This is a genomic window from Bacillus xiamenensis (genome assembly GCF_000300535.1).
In the GTDB taxonomy this organism is placed as follows: Bacteria; Bacillota; Bacilli; order Bacillales; family Bacillaceae; genus Bacillus; species Bacillus xiamenensis.
Map to the genome: position 1 here is coordinate 1 of NZ_AMSH01000060.1, position 21,011 is coordinate 21,011.

A 21,011-nucleotide genomic window follows, 5' to 3' on the forward strand; every position below is an offset into this window, starting at 1 on the left:
AAACAAATTGTTGAGTCCGCTCAACTTGGATTAGCGAAGCCCATGCAGTTTTTTATAATCTGCAAAGCTTCGCTCTATTTTTTCTTTTCTTTTTTTGTATAGCTCTTTTCCAGCGGGAGACAGACGATTTTGTCTGACCTTTTCTTTATGTTCCTCCCACACATGTCTTGAGATGACCTTTTGATGATTTTTAGATCTTGTACAGTTTTCAAGAAAATGAGGGGATGGAAACTTTAAGGAAAAAATTAAAGCTGTCGAGATTTTCTCGACAGCCTGAACCTATCCATCTTTGGATAGGCTTTTGATAATGGAGCATAGCGGGATCGAACCGCTGACCTCTACGCTGCCAGCGTAGCGCTCTCCCAGCTGAGCTAATGCCCCGGGATGTTTCAACAAATATTATTATATTTAATTCCCCCTTAGAATACAAGGGGGAAGGCTATTTTTTTATTTTTGATGAGAAATCTCTCAAATTTGTATTATGCATTATTTTTAACCTTGGGGACGACTTGGGGACGGAAATTTCCTATCTCTGTTTTTGTGTTTCTCAGATGTTTAGGATCAAACTTGTTAAAGTGATTCGCTGCACTCTTTTTCATTTCATCTGTTACATGGCCGTATATATCAGATGTTGTTCTGGCGCTAGCGTGTCCGGCACGTCTTTGAATAGCGCTTATGCTTTCGCCAGCTTCCATCAATAAAGCAACCATAGTGTGACGCAAATCATGTAAACGGATATTTTTTATTTTATATTTTTGCGTGATTCGATTCCATTTGGTAGTAGGTGTTGTGAAATAATAGGGCTTTCCAAAGCCACTGTGGAAAATGTATTGATGATCTCCGCCCTCCCAGGCATCATCTAGCTTTTCCTTTTCTCTTTTCCACATATGATAGTATAGGGACAATTCATTCATATACCAATCTGGCATTTGAACAAACCGTTTTGAACTTTTAGACTTAGGGTCTTTCACATGCGGTTTGCCTTGAATTGTCTTTGAAAGTGAACGATTAATTTTAAATCCACCAGCATCCCAATCCACATCTAAATGCCATTCAAGTGCAAGACCCTCGCCTCGCCTTAATCCTCCTATCATCGCTGCTAAGAAATAAAGTCTCCATTTAATATCAACTTCTTCATATAGAATCTTAATACATTGAGCAGCTTCATCTGCTTCAAAATAGTTCATTTCTTTCTTCTCGTTGACTGGCAAGGGCAAGCCCTTCATTGGATCAATCTTGATAATCTTCCATTCTTCAGCTGCGGTTTTAAAAACTACCTGCAGTAATTTAAAGATATCTAATATTGTTCTTTCTCCTAATCCTCCTGGCTTACCGTCTTTTCTAGCCCCATCCTTTGATAAATCATCTAAAAAGTCTACGATATGTAAACTCTTTATCCGTTCTATCCTCATATGTCCAAAAACAGGGAGGATATGATTTTTCAAGTGACGCCAATAAACATCTGATGTTGTCAAAGAGTAAGGTTTTCCGCTCTTTTGATAGAGCTTCTTTTCTTTCCACTTATTGATGAAGGATTCAAATGTTAGTTTTTCAGGCTCAATATATTCTCCAGAATGGACTTCCATCTTGAACTGATAAAGTTGATCAGAGAGGTATTCCTGTAATTTTCTTTTTGTTTTTAGCAGTTTATGATCTTCTATACGAATAGTTTTATATTTTCTTAACCTTTTACCGTTAGCATCATATCCAATTTCAACAACTAATCTAAAAGAATTGCTACCTCTTTTTTCAATGCTAGCCATATAAAACGCTCCTTGTCTGAGAAAAAACTTTTTGATTGTAAAGGCTTAGTCGATGCTTCGCAAATGTGGGAGTAACTTTAAAAGTTTTAGTTATAAATTGAATTGCTTGATCAGAATCCATAGGTATCTTTGCAGATCTCAACATAAAAGTTGGTACTGCAAAATGGTACATAAAATTATTCGACTTCCATTCTTGATATAACCTAAAGGAGTCGGGCATCAACAGTTGATTACCCTTATGAAAAAGAATATGGCCAACTTCATGACAAAACTTTTCCCATATAATGCTCTTATTTAATCTCTTATCTAAGATAATAATTTGGGTACCCTGATTTATTATCGCTCTCGATGAAATTTCTTTATAGCAAACTTCAATTCCTAATTTTTCGGAAATAGTATCAATAGATTGTTCAGAAGGACTTAAGATTTTCATTTCTGCATAAAGTCTATTAACGTTATCTTCTAAATGAGTATAGATATATTTCAATTTTAATAAGCTCCTTCAAATCAGTTTTTGGGAACTGGTGTTCTATTTTTGGGTAAAAATAAATACTCTTATCGAGCATTTATTTTAAATTAACTGTTAATTCTTTTGTTTTGGAAACGCTATTCAAATTTTCGTCAAATGGTGCACTCATTACAATTCTAACGCTTTTTATTTTAGAAACATCAGATTCTATGGGTACAGCGATTTGATAATCTCTTTTCGCATTACCAAAAAGTTTCATATCATATTGTTCAATGTCAGTATAAAGGTTATTACTACTGACCTTAATCTGTTCTTTATTGTCCAAAATTAAATGACTAATACCAGAAAAATTCATAGTTTCTTTATCAGTATTCTCTACAGAAAATTTAATATCAATAAAATGAAAAGGATTTGATAATTCAATATCCGTTAAACTTTGATAGTCACTTAGGCGATCATCAGGAATATTTGACAACTTCATTATGTTGACATGATCAAAATTTATATTGAGCGGGCCCATTTTCTGTGATTCAATTTTTTCTTGGCTTTTTAAGTAATTAAATAATTCTCCTGTTTCATCATCTTTATAACTGTCATTTGTCTGTTCTTCATTAGTTTCTTGTTGCCTTTTCTCAGAAACTTTTTCTTGTGAGTTTGCCGAAGGTTCATCCGTCGTCTTAGTTGAGTTACATCCAGCTATGAGAACGAATAATAATAGGCAAATTACAAATAATGTTTTCTTCCCCATAATTGCCCCCTAAAGAAATCATTTGTTCTGTTTTTTCTCTCTCTCTTTTCTCTTTTTAAACAACTCGTAGACCACTTCAAATTCTTCAATTAATTCTTCTACATCTTCTGGTTTGCTATCAAAGAATAATCCGTCATGGGATTTTGCCCACTCATAAATCTTTCTTTGATGCTCAGTAAGTTTAGGACCTTCAGAATTACTTGTCTCATCCTCATCGATGTAACCAGCTTTGATCATTAATTCTTCGTAATCACATTGATATGCTTTAGAGATTAATTTGAGTGTTTCGGGAGTTGGTTTGATGTCTTTACCTGTTCTTGGGTCTTTTCCGTTTTCAATTTTCCCAAGGTAGGTATGACTTATGCCAATTCGTTTGGCAGCTTCTCTTTGAGACAGTTTTCCTCTTGCTTTTATCAAATATTCTCCAAGTTTGGACATTAGCATCACCTGTAATACGTAGTTTACATTATATTTAAATTCTTTAAAACAGAAAATGTGTAAAACATGATTGACACTACTGTAAACCTTGTGTTACTATTTGTTCAAGGAGGTGTAACACATGGTTTTCACTAACAGATTACGTGAGATCAGAAAAGGTGTTGGAATGTCAATATCTGAATTGGCAAGAAGAACTGAAATGTCTCGCGCAAACATTACGAAAATTGAGCTTCACGGACAAGAGCCATCTGGTTTCACTATGCTGAGAATTGCAAGTGTTTTAAATAAAGATCCAAGGGATATTTTTTTTGAGTCAAGTGGTGCACAAGAGTTACAAAATGAAAAAGAGAACACCGGTTAATAAAATGATTTTTGCGGTTCTTATGGTTTACAAGTTCTGAAGGAGGTTCTCAAAATGCCAACAAAATCAACTATGAACGTTCAAGAAACGGCTGATTTTCTTGGGGTACATCACGACACTGTTTACACAATGGTGAAAGAGCGGCAAATACCATTCTTCCGAGTAAGAAAAAGAATCTTCTTTAAAAGAGAAGTTCTTGAAGAATGGCAAATGTCACAAATGGAATCCAACTTTCAGCCAGTGATTGATTAAGAATTTACCACCTTAGAATACAGCGGATATATGAGTTTTGCTGTTCCAATTCGGAACATGTTCCAGATAGGAACATTGAAAGGGGGTGGGGAGGTTGTGAAGTTGGGTGTGGTGCTTCGCAAAGCGCGATTACAGGCAGGTATTTCCCAGGAGAAGCTTGCGGAAATGCTTAGCCGCTCGCGGAGCTGCATTTCAAAGATCGAGAATGATCAAAAGATGCTTGATGTTCCTACATACGTCAGGTGGATGGAAGCAACTAATGCAAAAGAAGCAATGATTGCTACATTATGCGGCATTGATCCACTGGCAGTCACACAGCAAATTACCGCCATTATGGCTTTGTTTGGAGGATGAAGATGAGAAAAGCGATTTTCAAGAGCATTGATCATGAAGGGATAACAGCTGAAATGATCTGTATTGAACAACTGCAAAAAAGATTAATGAAAGCATTAGAGCGTGCGGATATAGATACGGCATTAGCAGCTCACAAAGATATTGCTAAATCTTTAAAACAAATTCAGCAATATGAAAAACAATCAACGGTGAAATTGTTGAAGGCAGCTGCAAAGATTACGCCAGTAACATATCCGAAATCGTTAAAAACAAAAATGAAAGGATTGATTTAAATGAAGTTTGTATTTGTGGCAAGCAAGTTAATGAAAGCGAAGGAAGTCATTGAGGTATGTAATGAGCGGTTCAGTGAGGAAGGAGAAATTGCACTGGCTCAAATCGAAACGCAATTAAAGTCACGTATGGATTTTGAACAAAGAAAAAAGCAGCAAGCTCCTACACTCACTGCTTAAATCGAATATCGAAATGATCGAATTTATTATATCGCTCTTTAAAGAGCACGACAAGTTTTATTCTTGTCGTCCGGCTTGCGGATGGACAATGCACACACACCATCCCCTCAAATCATGCACCATCCGCAGTCGGACGATGCGAATAAGCATCAATAACTAATAGGAGGAAAAAGTAATGAGAGAAAAACCTGTTATTCAACCCTTTTCAGAGAAACGTGACGATCTAGTCCGTTTAACGAAAGTTGGAGGATCAATTGTGATTACTTTTCATGGGGAACCTATTTTCTTTTTCCCGAATCAAGAGGCTTTTGAAGAATATAAAAAGCTCACTGCTGATGCGATCCGAAGAAAGGTTGGTGTTTTAGCATGAACATTGAACATCCAATGATCACTCAAATAAATGCCACTGGATACCCAAAAGGCGTTGAAGTGGTTGATGTTGTTGGAACTGACTACTTCGGGGATGAGATTTTCTCAAATGATGAGTATGTCATTGATAGAAATGCGGGTGAAATGATCCTCGTTGATAACTTGGAACGCTATCTGAAGGAACAACTCGATTTTACCTTTGTGAATGCAAATTAAAAAGGTTCACTCCCACAAGTGAACCAATTACAAAAAAAAGAAAATAAAAGTGTCAACCCCTATTATAGCAGGTTGGCACTGTAAATCAATGGAGGCTTGTTCATGACCAAAAATATCAGGTTGGCAGAACTCCATCTATCAAATTTCAAGGGTGTAAAATCATTCACCCTTGAAACAGGTGGAGAAAGTGCAAAGGTCTATGGTGATAACGCTACAGGCAAAACAACGTTGTTTGATGCGTTCACGTGGCTGCTCTTTGATAAAGACAGCCAAAACAAAAAAGACTTTGAGATCAAGACGCTCTCAAAGGATAACAAAGCGGTAAGCGGCGTGGAGCATGAGGTATCGGCTGTCTTACTAATTGATGGAAAGTCGGTTGAGTTGAAAAAGGTCTATTCAGAGAAATGGACCAAGAAACGGGGATCAGCAAAGCAAGTCTTCTCTGGCCATACGACTGACTACTACGTCAATGACGTGCCGGTTAAGAAAAAAGAGTTCACTGAGAAGGTCAATGACATTATCTCTGAGGATATTTTCAAACTCATTACGTCCCCAAGTTATTTCAACGAACAAATGAAGTGGCAGGATCGCCTAAACGTTCTCATGGAGATCGGTGGTGCTGTGACTGATGAGGACGTTATTTCAAAAAACAATTCATTGTCAAAGCTTCAATCCATCTTAGATGGAAAAAGTCTTGATGAACAAAAGCGCATCCTTGCTGAAAAACGTAAAAAGATCACTAAACTCCTGGAGCAATATCCTGTCAGAATCGATGAAATCAATCGTTCTATTGAAGATGTAACTACTCTTAACCAAGAGCAATTGAAAGAAGACTTAAAAGCAATACAGGCATCAATTGATGATATGGAGAAAGAAGCTCGCTCTATCAAAGCGGATGCAGGAGCAGATAGAAAGAAGCGTATGCTTCAGCTCGAAGGCGATCTGCAACAAATTATGAATGAGTATGACTCAAAAAGATTTCAGGTAGTGAATGAGAAAAAAGAAGCCTACTACAAAGCGAAAAACGATCTTTCTCAAATCCAGAATGATCTCAGTAATTTGATCACGAAGAAAGAGCACTTAACATCTTTTCTATCTCAAATAGATAAAGAGCGCTTTGAGTTGCGAGAAGAATGGTCTAAAAAGTACGAAGAATCGTTTGAGGATCATCAAACAGATTGTCCAACATGTGGACAATCATTGCCGGAAGAAAAAATTCAAGCTGCTATTGAGAAATTCAATTTGCAAAAAAGTGCCTTCCTTGAGCGCATAGCCGATAAGGGAAAGCAATTAGGAATTGAATATGACAATAAGCAAGATGAGCTGTATGAAGTTGATGAGCAACTTCAAAAGTTGAATTTGGAAGAGAAATTTAAGGCTTCAAATTTAGAAAAACTGAAAGAAAATATGGAACAAGCTGAAGCGTCTATTGCTCCGCTTTCCGATAATCCAATTTATCTAGCCAAGATCGAGGAGATTGAGGAGATCAATAAAGAGATCCAGTCTGATGAGCAGGAGACAAGTGGAACTGTTCAAGCCATTAATGAACAGATCAAGGAAAAACAGCAGGAAATGACCTTGATCCGCAATGATCTTTCTCGCATTGATCAAGCTCAAAAAGCCCTCAACCGAATTGAGGAGCTAAAGGAAGAAGAACGTAAAATGGCTGATGACTACAATGAGATCGAGAAAGAGTCATACCTGATTGAAGAGTTCATCAGAACCAAGATGAACCTTATGGAAGAACGGATAAACAGCAAATTCAAATTTGCCCGCTTCAAGCTCTTTGAAGAGCAAGTCAACGGCGGTTTAACAGAAACCTGTGAAACGCTCTATGAAGGCGTGCCTTACTCTAAAGGCCTAAACAATGCGGCACGTATTAACGTCGGTTTAGACATCATTAATACGTTAAATGAGCATTATGGTATTTCTGCGCCGATCTTCGTTGATAACAGCGAGGCGGTCACGAATCTAATCGATGTGAATGCTCAAGTTATTAGCTTGATAGTATCCGAGAAGGACAAGCAGCTGCGAGTTGAAACTGATGACAACTTGCTGACTGTAGATTGTGAGGTGATCGCATGAGTGAAGTGGTAGAGGTGAAAGTTCTTTCAGGTATAGGTTGGGAAGATTGCAAACGTGAAAAACTTCTGATTGATGGTAAACAGGTCATGGACGTTCGTCCGCTTTCTGAATGTCCTGAAGATGCAATCTTGGAAAGAGACTTAAAAGGTCCATCGGATTTTGCTGAAATGCTAAAGACCTTTCTAAGAGAGCATAAAGGCAAAAAGGTCAGATTTATTTATGAGGAGGATACGGATGAGTAATCAACAATCAAATCCAAACACAAAATTGATGGAAAAACCTTCAGTATTTGCTGTGAATGGAGAAGAGGTAAAACTCACAGGGAATACGGTGAAAACCTACTTAGTACGTGGTAATGCAGATGTAACGGATCAAGAAGTGGTCATGTTTATCAACCTATGCAAATACCAGAAACTCAATCCATTTTTGAATGAGGCATACCTGGTGAAATTTAAGGGATCGCCAGCACAAATTATTGTTGGAAAAGAAGCATTTATGAAGCGTGCTGAAAACAATGAAGAATTCGCCGGAATACGTGCAGGAATTATTGTTGAACGGGACGGTGAAATGGTGGATATAGAGGGTGCTATCAAACTACCAAATGACAAATTATTAGGTGGATGGGCTACGGTTTATCGAAAAGATCGTGAAACACCTACACCTGTTCGGATAAGTTTTGATGAGTTCAGCAAAGGTCAATCAACTTGGAAAACGATGCCGATGAACATGATCCGCAAAACAGCCATTGTCAATGCGTTAAGGGAAGCCTTTCCTAATTCTCTTGGAAACATGTATACGGACGAAGAAACACAAACACCAGACACAACTGAAACAGTTGCTCGTGAAGTAAATGAAAATGCGAATTCAGAAACTATTGATATGGATTATACCGTTCCAGAAGAACCGATAAAGGAGCCAGAAGAGAAGCAACAGCCATCTGACTCAAAACCTTCAGCTTTAACCGAGGAGCCACCATTTTGATTGAGATCAAAGCTATATCGTCAAGCAGTAAGGGGAATTGCTATCGGGTGACTGATGGTAAAACCCCGCTCCTTTTGGAGTGTGGTATCACTTTCAAAGAGATGCAACGTGCTTTTGATTTCGATATAAGTTTCGCTGGTTGTCTCATCACTCATGAACATGGTGATCACTGCAAGGCATTGAAAGATGTTTTGCGTGCAGGAATCGACTGTTATATGTCTTCTGGAACGGCACAAGCTCTCGGAGTGGAAAATCATCACAGAATCAATCTTGTAAAAGCCCGACAGACGTTTAGGATCGGCACGTGGCTTATTATGCCCTTTGATGTGCAACACGACGTATCAGAGCCATATGGCTTCCTATTGGCTAATGAGGACGGAGACAAGCTCCTCTTTGCCACTGACACCTATTACATCAAATACAAGTTCCCTGGACTAACACACATCATGATTGAGTGCAATTACGCAGAGTCCATTCTGGATGCAAATATCGAAAATGGGAGCATCCATAAAAGCATGCGTAACCGCCTCATACAGTCGCATTTCAGCCTTGAGAATGTAAAGACATTCCTAGCTGCAAACGACTTGTTAAAAGTGCAGGAAATATGGTTGTTGCACCTATCTGACACAAACAGTGATGAGCAACTATTCAAACAAGAAATAGCAAAACAAACAGGAAAGGTTGTCTATATACCAAAATGAGCGATCTTTTTAAAACAGCTTATCCCTATTGTTTTATTACGATGGCCAGATCAGTAGCTCCAGACATGCGGAAAAAGGTATTGGCCATGTACATAAGCACTTATATGGCTAAGTATGAACCACATCTTGAAGTCGTGAAAATTGAAGGTAAATACGCTATTTGCAGACTCAAAAGCAAATAGTTGGGAAGGAGGAATTCATTTGCGAGGGTGGATCAAATTACATCGAAAATTACGTGAAAATCCAGTATTCAATAATCCTAACCTGCTTAGGCTTTGGCTTATCTGTCTTACTGAAGCGAGCCATAAGCATCATCAGCAGATGATAGGTAATCAGGTGGTGGAATTAGAGCCTGGTCAATTTGTGACTGGTAGGTACGATATTGCTGAAATGTTTAACAAAGGGCTTAGGAAAAGTGATCAAGTAACTGGCAAAGTTACAGTGTATCGATGGCTTGAAAAATTAGAGGAAATGAATTTTCTGAGCATCAAAAAGAGCAACAAATTTTCAGTTGTAACCATTAATAAATGGGCACTTTACCAACAAGAAATTAACGAAGTTGATCACCAAAATGATCATCAAATGAACATCAAAAGATCATCAGATGAACATCAAATGATCACAAACAAGAATGTTAAGAATGTAAAGAATGTATATGAAGAGGAAGAAGAGAGATCGCCAGTAGGAAATGATTCTCCTTTCCAACAAATCGAAGACAAGTATCTATCTCGAAGAGGTGGAGGATTGATGATCACTCCTAATGATGCTCAAGCCATTGAGAGGATCATTCAGGAGCAGATACCCCTTGAAGACATATTGGTGTGGATCGACGAGATATTCGATCAATACCGACCAAGACATAGAGCGGATGGCATCAAATCGTTTTCTTACCTAGAGAAAGGCATTCTTGATCGATGGCATGCCAAAAACAATCAACCTAGCAACATATCTGAATTTAAACCAAAGAGACAACAAGACAACTTATCAGTATTAGAGGCTTATGCAAAAGAAAATGGCATTAAATTTGGAGGAGGATGATTAGCATGACAAAGGACCAAGCGATGGCTATCTTAACAAGGATAGCTGCTGCCTATCCTAGATTTGAGCTCTCTACAGACGCGATCGGAAAAGAAAGAATTAGGCTTTGGTTAGAGCATTTAACGGCACTTCCATATGAACCTGTTTTAAAAAAGATTGATCAGCACATCGCTGAAAAACGTTTCCCTCCTGCTATTGCGGAGATACAAGTACATCAACCAGAGAAAAACGAGTTTCTAGAGCAGCAGAAAGAGTGGGAAAAGAATGCAAAATTTGCGAAACAGCGAAGCTGAACAGTTTCTACTGGGTTGCATCATCCTTGAAGGCGATCTAATCAAGGAAACAGCTTTAGAGACTAAGCATTTTGCTGAAGAGCGTCACAAGAAAATTTTTGCCGCGATGAGGGAAGTGGACAAGCTAGGTAAACAAGTGGAAATGGCCAATATCGCTGCATCTATGGGGGACACTTTAAATGCAGTTGGGGGTTTCGAATACTTAACCAACCTAGCGAGCGCTGTTCCATCTACTCATTCATTTGAAACCTATGAAACATTAATTTACGAGGCTTTTAGACTCAGAGATTTGCAAAGTGCTGCTTTAGCATTTGCCAGTTCCCCTACTGATGAGGGCATCACCGAGCTTTATCAAAAAACAATTGAAGCTCAAGAGGTTGGTGTAAAAGAGACTCGTACGAAAATGGATGTTCTAACAGATATATACATGAGCATGGAAGAAGATCATGGTGATCTGACTGGAGTCAACACGGGTCTTGCGGATCTGAATGCCATGACAGGCGGTTGGCAGAAGAGTGATTTGATTATTGTGGCTGCCCGTCCATCGATGGGTAAAACAGCGTTCGCTCTTAACCTTGGTCGTAATAATGCACTAAATGGTGGAGTTACCGACATATTTTCACTGGAAATGTCTGATACACAATTAACACAGCGTATGTTAAGCAGCATAGGGAGTATTGAAGGCACGAAGTGGAGGAATCCAAAGAGATATTTTAGTGAGGATGATTATGATAGTGCCCATAGTGCGATGGGCGAATACGAAAAATTAGACATTTATATTCATGATCACCCCACTCAAACCGTCGCAGATATCCGGTCCCAGATCCGTAAAACGAAAAAGGATCATCCTGATCAAGATCATTTAGTCATCATTGACTATTTGCAGCTTATCACGCCGATTGGTAAATCCGAGAGCAAAAACCATGAGGTTGGTGAGATCACGAGAGAACTTAAGAATATGGCCAGAAGTTTCAACGTTCCCATCATCTTGTTATCACAGCTTTCACGCGGTGTAGAAGCGCGAAATGACAAACGACCTATGATGTCCGATTTGCGAGATTCAGGGAGTATTGAGCAAGATGCAGATATAGTGACATTCCTTTATCGGGATGATTACTACAACAAACAAAGCGAAGCTAAAAACATTGTTGAAATCATTTTTGCAAAACAACGGAATGGATCAACAGGAACAATAAACGCAGTATTCGTGAAAGAGTACGGGAGATTTGTAAATCTATCGCGGCAAATGGAAGCCGCAATGTGAAATGAGGAATGAACATGACAATCAATAGCGATCAGCGTAAACAGTTCTTGCTCAAAGAACTGAAGCGTATTGGATATAAACCAAGTGAGAATGAAAATCTTGAAAACCTATCACTCTATGATCTCGAAATGCTAGTCATTTCAGCCAAGAGTGAGCGAGGGAACAGCATCGAAACTTACAATGCCAGGATGGAAATTGAGGAGGAAGCAGAGTGATTAAATTACAAATCAAAGACAGTACTTCTGGTAAAGAAGTTAATTTTGAAGCAGATAATTACAAAGCTGCAGATTGCAATCGTCTGATCATGCAACTGGCTGCATACATGCATGGAGGACCACTAAATATCAATACAAGTCAAAGTGCTAGACGAGTCGCTCCGCCCTCTGTGAAAAGGACAGAAGAACCAATTCATACTGATATCGTGACTAGTCAAATCAAACGGTTTCAAGAAGACCAAGATGTTTCTAAATCAAAGGATGAAAAGAAAGCTACTCCTGCTCCCTCAAAAGCAACAGAACCAAAGAGATCGAGAAAAGTTGATCTTTTGAATAATGAACGGACTTTGAATGCGAGCATCGGAGAACACATGAGCGTGATGGATCAAGTCAAAAGCATAGCTCTAGTTCAAAAAGAAGATTCAGAACCTGACCGCATGAAATGGAAGACTAAATTTCAATGCCCTGAGTGTGGATTGAAAGAGGACAAGCAGGTTTATAAGGGCTTTAGATACACCGCATGTGACAACTGTCAAACAAAGGTGAAAATCATGCCTGCTGATATGAAAAACGGTTGGGATCATGAAGATGAAGACGGGTACTTGTACCATGCGAAAAGTCGTTATGTTCAAGGAGATGAAAAACTATGAAAATAGCATTCACCATTTACGCTGAGCCAGTTGCACAAGGAAGACCGAGGGCTGCACACAGAAATGGGATGACAAGGCTGTATGATCCGAAAAAATCAAGAGATTTTAAGTCTTATGTGAAGCTGGCTGCAAGTGATCATCGTCCAGAACAACTCCTTACAGGTCCTCTGGAATTGAGGGTTAAAGTTTACAAATCCCTACTAAAAAGTTTCAGCAAGAAAAGGGCCGCAGAAGCTGAAAGAGGCGAGCTGAGACCAGCTAAGAAGCCAGATGTTGATAACTACATCAAAGGGATAAAAGATGGCCTGAATAAAGTCATTTGGCAGGATGATAGTCAAATTGTTGATCTGCATGTAAGTAAGTTCTACAGCAGCACACCAAGAATTGAAGTCGAAGTATCTACTCTTACACCAACCCACGAGGAGGAACAAATATGTCTTTTATAAATTTCAATGGAAAAGTTAAAAAAATGAATCACAAGCCTAAAGGGATTACAGAATTAGTGTTGGAAGTGCCAACAAAGGAGCTAGGTAACAGAATTCAAAACCTTGCAGAAATGATTGATAAGGACGTGAAAGTGGAGATTGAAAGTGACATTGTCCGCTATAACGTTCAAATCAATGCGAACACAGAGCGACCGATCGTAAATTATCAAGTAGACCAGAGCGGCGTGGTTCACATAGCTGATCCTGAGCCGGAACAGTTAGAGGCAGAATTGGGCTTACCTGCAGAAAAACCAAAAATTGAAGAAAAACCGATGGAGATTAAGCGTGAAGTGGTGGATCAATTCATCGTTGAAGGTATGGCTCCAGAACTGGACGGTTTTCCTGAAAATATGTCAGAGATCGCGAAGCGTCGCATTGAAGGTGAATCATACCGGAAGTTGGCCACTGAACTTGAAATGTCCTCCGGTGCAATCGTTGATCTGATCAATGACTACCGAGCAGCGGTTGCTCCGCTCGCTGAAACATGGTGGGACTGGAAGCAGGATCAAGCCAACGAAGCTGAACCGATGCAAACCAAGAATGAAGAAGCATCTGAAGACGAAAAGGGTTCAGATGATAGCGTTCCAGATGAAAATGATCTTCCTGAAGAAGATCAAAAAGATGAGGAAGACGGGGCTGCATAAGGTGGCACGCAAACGCTCAAAACGGTGGTTCTTGCTTTATCGCGAAGAGGATGGACAGCGCGTCCACCTCTATGAACCACTTAAAAAATATGAACTGCACAGTCGGATCAGGAAAGGGTGGAGGGTTGTCAGATGATTAATAAAATCAAGTTTTTCTTCAATCATAAATACTTCTTCTGCTTCAAATGTATAAACATAGTTTCGGTGCGTCGTGGTTATTGGCTGGATTTTAGCACTCGGGTTTTTAATGGTCCTTGCTGCTTGAAGTGCGGAAGGAGCTTCAAGAAATGAAACAGATTGTAGAAGGCGATTGGGTGGAAGCTTTGGGTGAAGTTGCACGGAGAATGTTTCATATATCTGGTTACGTACTTAAAGTTACTGACAAAAATATTTTAGTGAAGCCGCTTAAAGGAAAGTCTACAGCTGTTCCTAAACATTGGGTTAAAAACTTAGATGTAACGATCACTAAAGATGAATTAAAGGCTCTGATCGATTTGTCCCTAGACTTAAATGATGAACATCTCTTTAGAATGTGCGTACGTGATCTACAAGCTTTTCTGGACAAATAAAAAGAACCAAAGCACAAGGCTCCGGCTCTAATGAATCTCGACAATTCATTATAACATGGGAGGCCTTGTGCGCATGAATAATCCTTACAAACATATAGACTCAACCATCTCCATTGATAACTTTATGACCAAAGGAGAAGTGAGAGTCATTATCTTAGATGGCCATTCCGATGAAGTGTTCTTGGTGGAAGCACCTATTTACGGGAAAACGGAAATCACTACACGTGACGGCCAATTCACAAATTTAAATTATTCGAGTTCACACAAAATAAAATAGCAGGAGCTTCCTCCTGCAGGGAGGCAGTCAAAATGAAAGAAATCTGGTATTCAAAATCTCCTCACGCTGAATTTTGTATTGTCAATACAGCGAGCGGATATGTTGCCTATTGGCGTTCTACTCTATTAGCAAACGGGAAATGGAGCGAGTATGACACATATCAATCCTATCCAGCAGCACGCCGGAATCTTGGGAAAATCGGCTGTGCCGGAAGTATGAAAAGGGTTGAACGGTTGCCATGGGAAATCGTGGCATGACCTTGAAGGGAATATGTCTCACTAATGAGTTTACACCGCTAGAAAAGGGCGTAGAGTACTTTCTCTTTCCTCTCGGTTCAGCTCATTATTATGTATCAAAATTTGATAGTCCTGGCTCACACTATGGAGCATTTGAAGCCAGGCATTTTTTAATAAAGCAAAAAGAACAACACCAGGAACAGCTGACACTGTTCTGAGGGAGGATCATATGGAGTTTAAACCATCTGAAAACATGTCATATGAAGGGCTTTGGATGGCTCTGGATGACATCAAACGACGAATAGGGGATGCGGTGCTATCTGGTGATCGCATCAATAGCCCTTACATCAAAGGACAAAGAACAAAAGCTGAAACAATTAAAGATGAGCTGCTGCGCCGATTTAATGAACAGGCCAAGCGAGCAGAGTGAAAAAAGAGAGGGAGATCATTATGAAACTGAGAAGCATTTTCTATTTAAACGTACAAGGCATACGACTTTTGGGAGGATGGGATCACTATCCTAGTGAGGACGAAATGCGAAACGCATTAATTAATATGTACGGCTCTTGTACTCACTTAGGAGAACGGCCAATTATTTTTGAAGTCATTAAGCAACAGACTTTTTATCAAGGAGATATACAAGATTTGCAGAGGGATTATTGATGGAGAAGCATGAATCGAACGGGCCTGTCATATTCACGCTGCTGGCTATCATAGCGATTATAACGATCGCTGGATTACTAGGAAATTAAACAGCCTAGCGGCTTAGGAGGAAACACGGTATGAGTAAACATGTGTTAAAGGAATTTGAAACGCTTAGGGAAGCGGTTGAATTTATAAAAGGTAGGCTACCAGAATATATTACGGAATTTAACAGGTACTATGAATTGTTTTTACTATACTCAATTGATGGCGGTCTTTTCTTCGTCTTTGAATCAGATTATGCCCTAGCAAGCTGGTTAGAAAGCGTTGCATGGGATGATTGGGGTTTATGGGAACTTAACGATCCTTCAAAATTGTTGAATGAAGATGTAATGATATGGCAGTTTCATAGAGATTTTCTCAAAGAAATGTTTGAGGGTCTTTACAGGGATTCAAAACCGTTTATAAACGGTTGGTCCAGACAACGTAAAAAAATTGAATTTCAAGCAGTTCCATCATTCTCATTAAACTAAATTGAAAAGGGGCCAACTGAAATGAACACCAAAAAAATAACTATTCCCGATCGTGATTCGAATGGTTGCTTGGTCGGATTCAAAAAAATGAATGTGTTTTGGGAATGCCCGACATGTGGATGCGAAATGGGTGTTCCTCAACTCACCCAGCATAACGAAGACGGATTTCATGGGAGTGTTCATACTTGGGTTAATCAGTGCGGGCATATAGCAAAATACGCAGACCTAAAGGAGGAAGCACGATGACCAAAAATAAAGCATTTCAAATAACTCTATCGTCCGGCGAAGTGATCATGCGAAACAGCGAAGGCATTTGTGCATCTAAGTGTCCTGGAATTGATTATGAAATGGTCGTTTCTCAGGATTATGTCATCGATTGTTTAGTGCAAAATATTCAGGAATATAAACAGCAGAAAGAAAGAACATTGCAGAGGCATTATGACATGTTTTTGTCATTATATCGAGAAGCAAAGCAGAATTATTCAAATGATTGGGAATTAAAACATGATTCCCCTGCCAACTATGCCGAACATGCAAAAACTGTTTATAACTTAGCTATAGGGCTGGGATTTGAATTGAAAACGGAATCGGAAGGGGAATGAAGATGAGAAATACATTAGGGGACTTAAATAACCATTTATTTGCGCAGCTGGAGCGGTTGAGTGACGAAGACTTAAAAGGTGAGGAACTTCAAGAAGAAATTGAACGTTCCAAAGCTGTTACTGATGTGGCCAATCGCATAATTTCTAATGGAGCATTAGTATTACAGGCGCAAAAGTTTCATACAGAGTACAAATCAAAAGATCTTGAGAAACCGAAAATGCTGGAGGGATAAAGGTGAGGTTATTCAATGAAGAACAAGAATCCTTCATCCGTTCACATGCTGCAGGTTTACTCAATCAAGAACTAGCAGATTTGATCAATCAGAAATTTGGTTTAAATGTTACTAAGCAACAAGTGAAGACCTGGAAGAATAATCGTAAAATCTCTAGCGGCTTAAACGGTTATTTCCCTAAAGGGCATGTACCGCTCAATAAAGGCACAAAAGGCATTTATAATGTTGGCGGGAATAAAACATCTTTCAAGCCAGGACACAAGCCTTTAAATTACAAGCCTGTAGGTTTTGAAAGAGTGGATCGAGACGGATATATATTGATCAAAGTGTCAGATGATGGTCCTTGGCAAAAGCGATGGAAACATAAACATAAAGTGCTTTGGGAAGAAGAAAACGGACCAATCCCAAGTGGCCACTGTTTAATATTTTTAGACGGGAACAAGCTCAATATAGAACTAGATAATTTGCAACTTATCACCAGACAGCAATTAGCAAGGTTAAATCAAAACAAGTTAATTGCTAATGATCCTGAAATCACTAAAACAGGCATAGTGATGGCTGCTATATATTCTAAAATTGGCGAATTGAAAAGGGAGAGTAAATGATGGCAAAGTCAGCCCTCACACTGAAATTAGAGAGGCAGATACATGCCAAAACTCAAGAAAATCAAAGTATGTATGGATGTTTTGAAGTGACCATCGGCTATGAGTATGGTCGAGCGGGATATGAGCGAATTGACTATCTGACTTTTGACACGAAAGGCATATGGAGAGCATTTGAAATCAAAGTATCTCTTTCGGATTTTCGATCTAGCGCCAAAAAAAGTTTTGTCGGTCATTACAACTATTATGTGCTAACAAAGGACCTTTACGAAAAGGTAAAAGATGAGATACCAAGTCATATCGGTGTTTTTGTTGATTATCGGTATGTCAAAAGAGCGAAGCGCCAAGAGCTTGCTGTAAACGAAAATGTTTTAAAAGAAGCGTTTATGCGTGCCGGTGCAAGAGAAGCTAACAAATTATACAAACTACAAGAAAAAGGAGTATAACAAATGAAAAAACTACTAATCACACTATCTATCATTGTAGCTGCGGTGCTTTGTGCGCCGTCTACTGCGGCAGTAACGAGCGGATATAAAACAGTGGCCGGACACACAATCAGCGTATCAACTGACGCCAATTCTTACACGCCGAGAGCTAAATCAATCGACGTGACAGCACGTAAAACAGGAAGTGAAACGGTCTATTACCGCTTCACTTTGCAAAAACGAGTAGGAGGCACTTGGAAAGATCAACGGTTTAGTCTCGTTGGATCGTTTAAGACCGCCACGCCAGCAAAAGAGTTTTACATCGTCAATCACACATCCGGCACGCATCGTATCAAGATGACCATATATAAAAACAGCAATTGGACAGGCGTTAAAGGGCATATTTATACGCCGTCATTCGAGGTGAAGAAATGAAATTCATAGAATTAACTAAACCAAATGGTGAAAAAATTGCGATTAATTTTAATGAAATATTGAACTTTGGAGTTAATCCGCATGATGAAACTGGATGTCGAATTGTTGCCGATGGTACCCATTTCATAAATGTTGTGGAAAGTTATGATTATGTTAAACAAATGATAAGAAGATTGGGTAACGATCCTTTATAAAAATGGCTGGTTGTCGTTGATTTTGAGAGAGTACCTAAATAAGTCCAATTGGAGGTAGCGGAATGAAAATCTCAAATTTAATGGCTAGAGAATTCGTTTTGTCCATTATAGAAGAAGAAGCGTCTATTACCACTGCTGAGGATTTGGCTGATCACCTATTGCTTAGAGAAGACGACATCATCTTATTTCGCGATGAGGAATTTATCAATTTTGATAGATCAGAACTTCTTGCTATCAAGCACAACATTTTACACACAAAAATGCATGGACATGATCTAAATGAAATCGAAAAAGGGATTCTTGAAAAGATTGAATTAGCTTTTCAGCAATTAGAAGAATAAATCAAACGACATAGATCGGCGCAAAATTGCCCTGATCTATGTCTTTCATTGTTTATAGGAGGTTGAGGAAATGGGAGCAGAACAATTGTGTTTACTGCCAGGGATCGATGAGAAACAAGTCAGAAATGCTCTGATCAAGGAGCTGAAGGTCTATAGAGCCCTGAAGGTGTTGGAGGAAAACAGAAAGGAACAGGAGGCAAACGGCGCAACAGGCCTTTTTCCTTCTCTTAGAAATCAGGAAGTTTTAAATGAACTGAAGGTCCGGCAGATAGAAAGAGCGCTAGAAAACAGCCTAGACGAAATAGAGCAAGACATCATCCGGATGAAATACCTGACACCGCGTGTGGTGAAGGATTTGGAGGTGTGTGAAGAACTGGGTCTGAAGAAAGACCGGTATTACAAATTGAAGAAGCAAGCAACGTTTAATCTTTCAACAGCACTCGGAATCATATGAGTGCTGTTTATATATATATGGTATTTTAGGATCATTTAATAATAGATACATATATTGTATATTTGATTTGTTGTAAATAATTTGGAAAAGGAGTATCAGAATGAAGAAATTTGCTTATTCGATTTTCTTTATGGTTTTTCTGTTGACGGCATGGTTATGGACAAGTGATGCGGAAGCTAGTCAATCAAAGGACGGTATCACAACATACAAAGAGACACATGTACTAGAAGTTGACGAAAATGGACATGCAAAAGAAATACAGAGTAAATCTAATATTATTGATCAAGCAAGACAACAATTTAAAAACCAACCTCATGATCCACCTCAAAGAAATATGCCACATGGTGACACCGTAGTGCTGCAACCATCCACTAAGAATACAAATACTAATAAGACTCCAGACGCTAATACTAAAGTCGCGAATACAATTGTCATTGATACATTGTTTAAGTTAGATCAATCGAAAAAGGCAATTACTCATAGTTCCACAATTCGTAGCATTATAGGCAAAGCAAAGCCGGTTATTGTAATTGTAGGTAGCACTCTATTTGTAGGAGATGATTATGCGGGGAAATATAACGCAATTTCAACGTATACTAAAGAATTTACAGGTTCTCAGATAAAAGTTGGTGCTACAAAATCAAAAACGTATAAGATGGTTAAAACGAAATTTGTGTACAAATCCGATATACTAACTGCCGGTTGGGTCGGAAGTGCCCCAGGAACTAAACAGAGTACAACTGAAACATATTTAGTTAATAAAAATGCTTATCAATATCCGCAAATTCATAATAGTCATAGTGGTAAATCATTGCCGGCTCCAACAAAAGCAAATATGAAATGGTATAAGCCTGAAGATAGGGTTAAGAGAGATAAGGACATCCGTAATAAATATATCAGATGGTATATTGGTAAATACGGAGATCCTAAATGGGATTGGTCTGGTTTAGACATACACCATGTTATACCTTTAGAATATGGTGGAGATAATAAAATGGGTAATTTATATGCACTCACAAGAACACTGCATCAACAAGAGGTTTCTCCTTGGTGGAGAGGATATAGATAGAAGGTGAAAGATTGAGTAGGATCGTGCAGATATTAGAAAAACTTGAAAATCAATTAGATGAGAAGAACATCATCAAATTCTCGGTAGACGGTGAGGTCTATGAAAAGTGCTGTACCTTCAATGCCCCAGCCGATCAAGAAAATATAAAACAATTTGAAAAGAAACATCATGCATTGCCTGACGATCTCAAAGAGTTTTTATGTCTACATAATGGCGCAAGAATATTTGAAGACATAGTTTTTGGGAACAAGGTGGGTGGAGGATTACACGTTTTCAGTTTAGAAGAAATCGAATCCGAGTTGTCTAATGATTTTTTTGATCAGGCTGATGGAACAGCTATTGCCGCTCTTTTTGAAGGGTGCTACTTGATACTAAATAAGGAAAATCCCAACCTTTATCTATTTGAAGACGGTTTAGAGTATAAGCTGCTTGATGTAGATTTTGAAACTTTCCTTCAGAAGTATATTGCATCTGAAGGCGATGCGTTTTGGGAATAATAGAACCAAAGTGTCCATGTTTATGGGCACTTTTTTATTTGCATTGCCGATAAAAAACCGACAAAAAGGGGGATAAAAAGGGGACCTTTTTTCCTAAGTGGATCATCGTATGATAGAGACAAGCAAA

General features: G+C 38.8%; 38 protein-coding genes, 1 tRNA gene and 1 pseudogene. 34 read left to right on the forward strand and 6 right to left on the reverse strand.

Translation table 11 applies throughout. From position 1 onward, the window contains the following. Positions 1-33: 33 nt before the first annotated feature. From BA1_RS18850 to BA1_RS15235, 6 genes and pseudogenes are all read right to left on the reverse strand, one after another. Positions 34-213, reverse strand: a pseudogene (locus BA1_RS18850) (transposase); the annotation flags it as partial. A 95-nt stretch (positions 214-308) separates the two neighbouring features. Next, positions 309-381, reverse strand: a tRNA-Ala gene (locus tag BA1_RS15215). A 98-nt stretch (positions 382-479) separates the two neighbouring features. Further along, a complete protein-coding gene (locus tag BA1_RS15220) occupies positions 480-1,763 on the reverse strand; it encodes a tyrosine-type recombinase/integrase (protein WP_008360756.1) in 1,284 nt (427 codons plus the stop codon). Beyond that, positions 1,756-2,250 carry an ImmA/IrrE family metallo-endopeptidase gene (locus BA1_RS15225; RefSeq protein WP_008360758.1) on the reverse strand — a complete coding sequence of 165 codons (495 nt, stop codon included), beginning with the start codon at positions 2,248-2,250 and terminating at the stop codon, positions 1,756-1,758. Before BA1_RS15225 ends, BA1_RS15220 begins: the two co-directional genes overlap by 8 nt. A gap of 79 nt (positions 2,251-2,329) precedes the next feature. Next, the gene (locus BA1_RS15230; protein ID WP_008360760.1) at positions 2,330-2,980 is read right to left on the reverse strand and encodes a hypothetical protein; all 651 of its coding nucleotides are present in this window, start codon (positions 2,978-2,980) and stop codon (positions 2,330-2,332) included. A gap of 18 nt (positions 2,981-2,998) precedes the next feature. After that, positions 2,999-3,418 (reverse strand): helix-turn-helix domain-containing protein, encoded by a 420-nt coding sequence (locus BA1_RS15235; protein ID WP_008360762.1) that lies wholly within the window; start codon positions 3,416-3,418, stop codon positions 2,999-3,001. Positions 3,419-3,539: 121 nt separating this feature from the next. On the opposite strand from BA1_RS15235, the gene BA1_RS15240 reads away from it, so the two are divergent. The 34 genes from BA1_RS15240 (at position 3,540) to BA1_RS15415 (ending at position 20,884) form a co-directional block, all read left to right on the forward strand. Further along, positions 3,540-3,779, forward strand: coding sequence for a helix-turn-helix domain-containing protein (locus BA1_RS15240; RefSeq protein ID WP_008360764.1), 240 nt, complete (start codon positions 3,540-3,542; stop codon positions 3,777-3,779). A 54-nt stretch (positions 3,780-3,833) separates the two neighbouring features. Beyond that, positions 3,834-4,031 (forward strand): helix-turn-helix domain-containing protein, encoded by a 198-nt coding sequence (locus tag BA1_RS15245; protein WP_008360767.1) that lies wholly within the window; start codon positions 3,834-3,836, stop codon positions 4,029-4,031. A 108-nt stretch (positions 4,032-4,139) separates the two neighbouring features. Further along, positions 4,140-4,385: a helix-turn-helix domain-containing protein gene (locus BA1_RS15250; RefSeq protein ID WP_234879704.1), complete on the forward strand. Its 246-nt coding sequence runs from the start codon at positions 4,140-4,142 to the stop codon at positions 4,383-4,385. 2 nt (positions 4,386-4,387) lie between these two features. Then, on the forward strand, positions 4,388-4,657 hold the full coding sequence (locus BA1_RS15255; RefSeq protein ID WP_008360770.1) for a hypothetical protein: 270 nt from the start codon (positions 4,388-4,390) through the stop codon (positions 4,655-4,657). Beyond that, positions 4,658-4,834 carry a hypothetical protein gene (locus BA1_RS19105; protein WP_155887876.1) on the forward strand — a complete coding sequence of 59 codons (177 nt, stop codon included), beginning with the start codon at positions 4,658-4,660 and terminating at the stop codon, positions 4,832-4,834. Positions 4,835-5,009: 175 nt separating this feature from the next. Further along, positions 5,010-5,204: a hypothetical protein gene (locus tag BA1_RS15260; protein WP_008360772.1), complete on the forward strand. Its 195-nt coding sequence runs from the start codon at positions 5,010-5,012 to the stop codon at positions 5,202-5,204. Continuing rightward, positions 5,201-5,419, forward strand: coding sequence for a YqaI family protein (locus BA1_RS15265; RefSeq protein ID WP_008360775.1), 219 nt, complete (start codon positions 5,201-5,203; stop codon positions 5,417-5,419). The genes BA1_RS15260 and BA1_RS15265 overlap by 4 nt, the downstream gene beginning before the upstream one ends. A 102-nt stretch (positions 5,420-5,521) precedes the next feature. Next, positions 5,522-7,504 (forward strand): ATP-binding protein, encoded by a 1,983-nt coding sequence (locus tag BA1_RS15270; RefSeq protein WP_008360777.1) that lies wholly within the window; start codon positions 5,522-5,524, stop codon positions 7,502-7,504. Next, entirely contained in the window at positions 7,501-7,746 is a 246-nt protein-coding gene (locus tag BA1_RS15275) for a hypothetical protein (protein WP_008360779.1), read from the forward strand. The genes BA1_RS15270 and BA1_RS15275 overlap by 4 nt, the downstream gene beginning before the upstream one ends. Then, positions 7,739-8,485: a phage recombination protein Bet gene (gene bet, locus BA1_RS15280; protein ID WP_008360781.1), complete on the forward strand. Its 747-nt coding sequence runs from the start codon at positions 7,739-7,741 to the stop codon at positions 8,483-8,485. Before BA1_RS15275 ends, bet begins: the two co-directional genes overlap by 8 nt. After that, positions 8,482-9,186: an MBL fold metallo-hydrolase gene (locus BA1_RS15285; protein ID WP_008360783.1), complete on the forward strand. Its 705-nt coding sequence runs from the start codon at positions 8,482-8,484 to the stop codon at positions 9,184-9,186. Before bet ends, BA1_RS15285 begins: the two co-directional genes overlap by 4 nt. Positions 9,187-9,387: 201 nt before the next feature. Then, positions 9,388-10,224 carry a hypothetical protein gene (locus tag BA1_RS15295; RefSeq protein ID WP_008360787.1) on the forward strand — a complete coding sequence of 279 codons (837 nt, stop codon included), beginning with the start codon at positions 9,388-9,390 and terminating at the stop codon, positions 10,222-10,224. A 5-nt stretch (positions 10,225-10,229) separates the two neighbouring features. Further along, entirely contained in the window at positions 10,230-10,517 is a 288-nt protein-coding gene (locus BA1_RS15300; protein WP_008360789.1) for a replicative helicase loader/inhibitor, read from the forward strand. Further along, entirely contained in the window at positions 10,489-11,781 is a 1,293-nt protein-coding gene (dnaB, locus tag BA1_RS15305) for a replicative DNA helicase (RefSeq protein WP_008360790.1), read from the forward strand. Before BA1_RS15300 ends, dnaB begins: the two co-directional genes overlap by 29 nt. 14 nt (positions 11,782-11,795) lie before the next feature. Continuing rightward, on the forward strand, positions 11,796-11,996 hold the full coding sequence (locus tag BA1_RS15310; RefSeq protein ID WP_008360793.1) for a hypothetical protein: 201 nt from the start codon (positions 11,796-11,798) through the stop codon (positions 11,994-11,996). After that, a complete protein-coding gene (locus BA1_RS15315; RefSeq protein WP_008360795.1) occupies positions 11,993-12,646 on the forward strand; it encodes a hypothetical protein in 654 nt (217 codons plus the stop codon). Before BA1_RS15310 ends, BA1_RS15315 begins: the two co-directional genes overlap by 4 nt. Next, complete coding sequence (locus BA1_RS15320; protein WP_008360797.1) at positions 12,643-13,092, forward strand: RusA family crossover junction endodeoxyribonuclease; 450 nt, start codon at positions 12,643-12,645, stop codon at positions 13,090-13,092. Before BA1_RS15315 ends, BA1_RS15320 begins: the two co-directional genes overlap by 4 nt. After that, a complete protein-coding gene (locus BA1_RS15325) occupies positions 13,080-13,775 on the forward strand; it encodes a hypothetical protein (RefSeq protein WP_008360800.1) in 696 nt (231 codons plus the stop codon). The genes BA1_RS15320 and BA1_RS15325 overlap by 13 nt, the downstream gene beginning before the upstream one ends. Positions 13,776-14,062: 287 nt before the next feature. Then, entirely contained in the window at positions 14,063-14,344 is a 282-nt protein-coding gene (locus tag BA1_RS15330) for a hypothetical protein (RefSeq protein WP_008360802.1), read from the forward strand. Positions 14,345-14,417: 73 nt separating this feature from the next. Further along, positions 14,418-14,621 carry an XtrA/YqaO family protein gene (locus BA1_RS15335; protein WP_008360804.1) on the forward strand — a complete coding sequence of 68 codons (204 nt, stop codon included), beginning with the start codon at positions 14,418-14,420 and terminating at the stop codon, positions 14,619-14,621. 32 nt (positions 14,622-14,653) lie between these two features. Beyond that, positions 14,654-14,878, forward strand: coding sequence for a hypothetical protein (locus BA1_RS15340; protein WP_008360806.1), 225 nt, complete (start codon positions 14,654-14,656; stop codon positions 14,876-14,878). Between the two features lie 208 nt (positions 14,879-15,086). Beyond that, a complete protein-coding gene (locus BA1_RS15350; RefSeq protein WP_008360810.1) occupies positions 15,087-15,287 on the forward strand; it encodes a DUF6877 family protein in 201 nt (66 codons plus the stop codon). A gap of 20 nt (positions 15,288-15,307) precedes the next feature. Next, positions 15,308-15,520: a hypothetical protein gene (locus tag BA1_RS15355; protein WP_008360812.1), complete on the forward strand. Its 213-nt coding sequence runs from the start codon at positions 15,308-15,310 to the stop codon at positions 15,518-15,520. 119 nt (positions 15,521-15,639) lie between these two features. Next, the gene (locus BA1_RS15360; protein ID WP_008360815.1) at positions 15,640-16,032 is read left to right on the forward strand and encodes a hypothetical protein; all 393 of its coding nucleotides are present in this window, start codon (positions 15,640-15,642) and stop codon (positions 16,030-16,032) included. A gap of 242 nt (positions 16,033-16,274) precedes the next feature. Then, positions 16,275-16,634: a hypothetical protein gene (locus BA1_RS15370; protein WP_008360819.1), complete on the forward strand. Its 360-nt coding sequence runs from the start codon at positions 16,275-16,277 to the stop codon at positions 16,632-16,634. A 2-nt stretch (positions 16,635-16,636) separates the two neighbouring features. Then, complete coding sequence (locus tag BA1_RS15375; protein WP_008360821.1) at positions 16,637-16,867, forward strand: hypothetical protein; 231 nt, start codon at positions 16,637-16,639, stop codon at positions 16,865-16,867. A 2-nt stretch (positions 16,868-16,869) separates the two neighbouring features. Then, positions 16,870-17,472: an HNH endonuclease signature motif containing protein gene (locus BA1_RS15380; protein ID WP_008360823.1), complete on the forward strand. Its 603-nt coding sequence runs from the start codon at positions 16,870-16,872 to the stop codon at positions 17,470-17,472. Then, positions 17,472-17,915 (forward strand): hypothetical protein, encoded by a 444-nt coding sequence (locus tag BA1_RS15385; protein WP_008360825.1) that lies wholly within the window; start codon positions 17,472-17,474, stop codon positions 17,913-17,915. The genes BA1_RS15380 and BA1_RS15385 overlap by 1 nt, the downstream gene beginning before the upstream one ends. A gap of 3 nt (positions 17,916-17,918) precedes the next feature. After that, the gene (locus tag BA1_RS15390) at positions 17,919-18,329 is read left to right on the forward strand and encodes a hypothetical protein (protein WP_008360827.1); all 411 of its coding nucleotides are present in this window, start codon (positions 17,919-17,921) and stop codon (positions 18,327-18,329) included. Beyond that, positions 18,326-18,523 carry a hypothetical protein gene (locus BA1_RS15395; protein WP_008360829.1) on the forward strand — a complete coding sequence of 66 codons (198 nt, stop codon included), beginning with the start codon at positions 18,326-18,328 and terminating at the stop codon, positions 18,521-18,523. The genes BA1_RS15390 and BA1_RS15395 overlap by 4 nt, the downstream gene beginning before the upstream one ends. A 62-nt stretch (positions 18,524-18,585) precedes the next feature. After that, a complete protein-coding gene (locus BA1_RS15400; protein WP_008360830.1) occupies positions 18,586-18,864 on the forward strand; it encodes a hypothetical protein in 279 nt (92 codons plus the stop codon). Between the two features lie 70 nt (positions 18,865-18,934). Beyond that, positions 18,935-19,318 carry an ArpU family phage packaging/lysis transcriptional regulator gene (locus tag BA1_RS15405; RefSeq protein WP_008360831.1) on the forward strand — a complete coding sequence of 128 codons (384 nt, stop codon included), beginning with the start codon at positions 18,935-18,937 and terminating at the stop codon, positions 19,316-19,318. A 100-nt stretch (positions 19,319-19,418) separates the two neighbouring features. Continuing rightward, a complete protein-coding gene (locus tag BA1_RS18405) occupies positions 19,419-20,387 on the forward strand; it encodes an HNH endonuclease signature motif containing protein (RefSeq protein ID WP_008360833.1) in 969 nt (322 codons plus the stop codon). A gap of 11 nt (positions 20,388-20,398) precedes the next feature. Then, positions 20,399-20,884 carry an SMI1/KNR4 family protein gene (locus BA1_RS15415; protein ID WP_008360835.1) on the forward strand — a complete coding sequence of 162 codons (486 nt, stop codon included), beginning with the start codon at positions 20,399-20,401 and terminating at the stop codon, positions 20,882-20,884. Positions 20,885-21,011 lie beyond the last annotated feature (127 nt).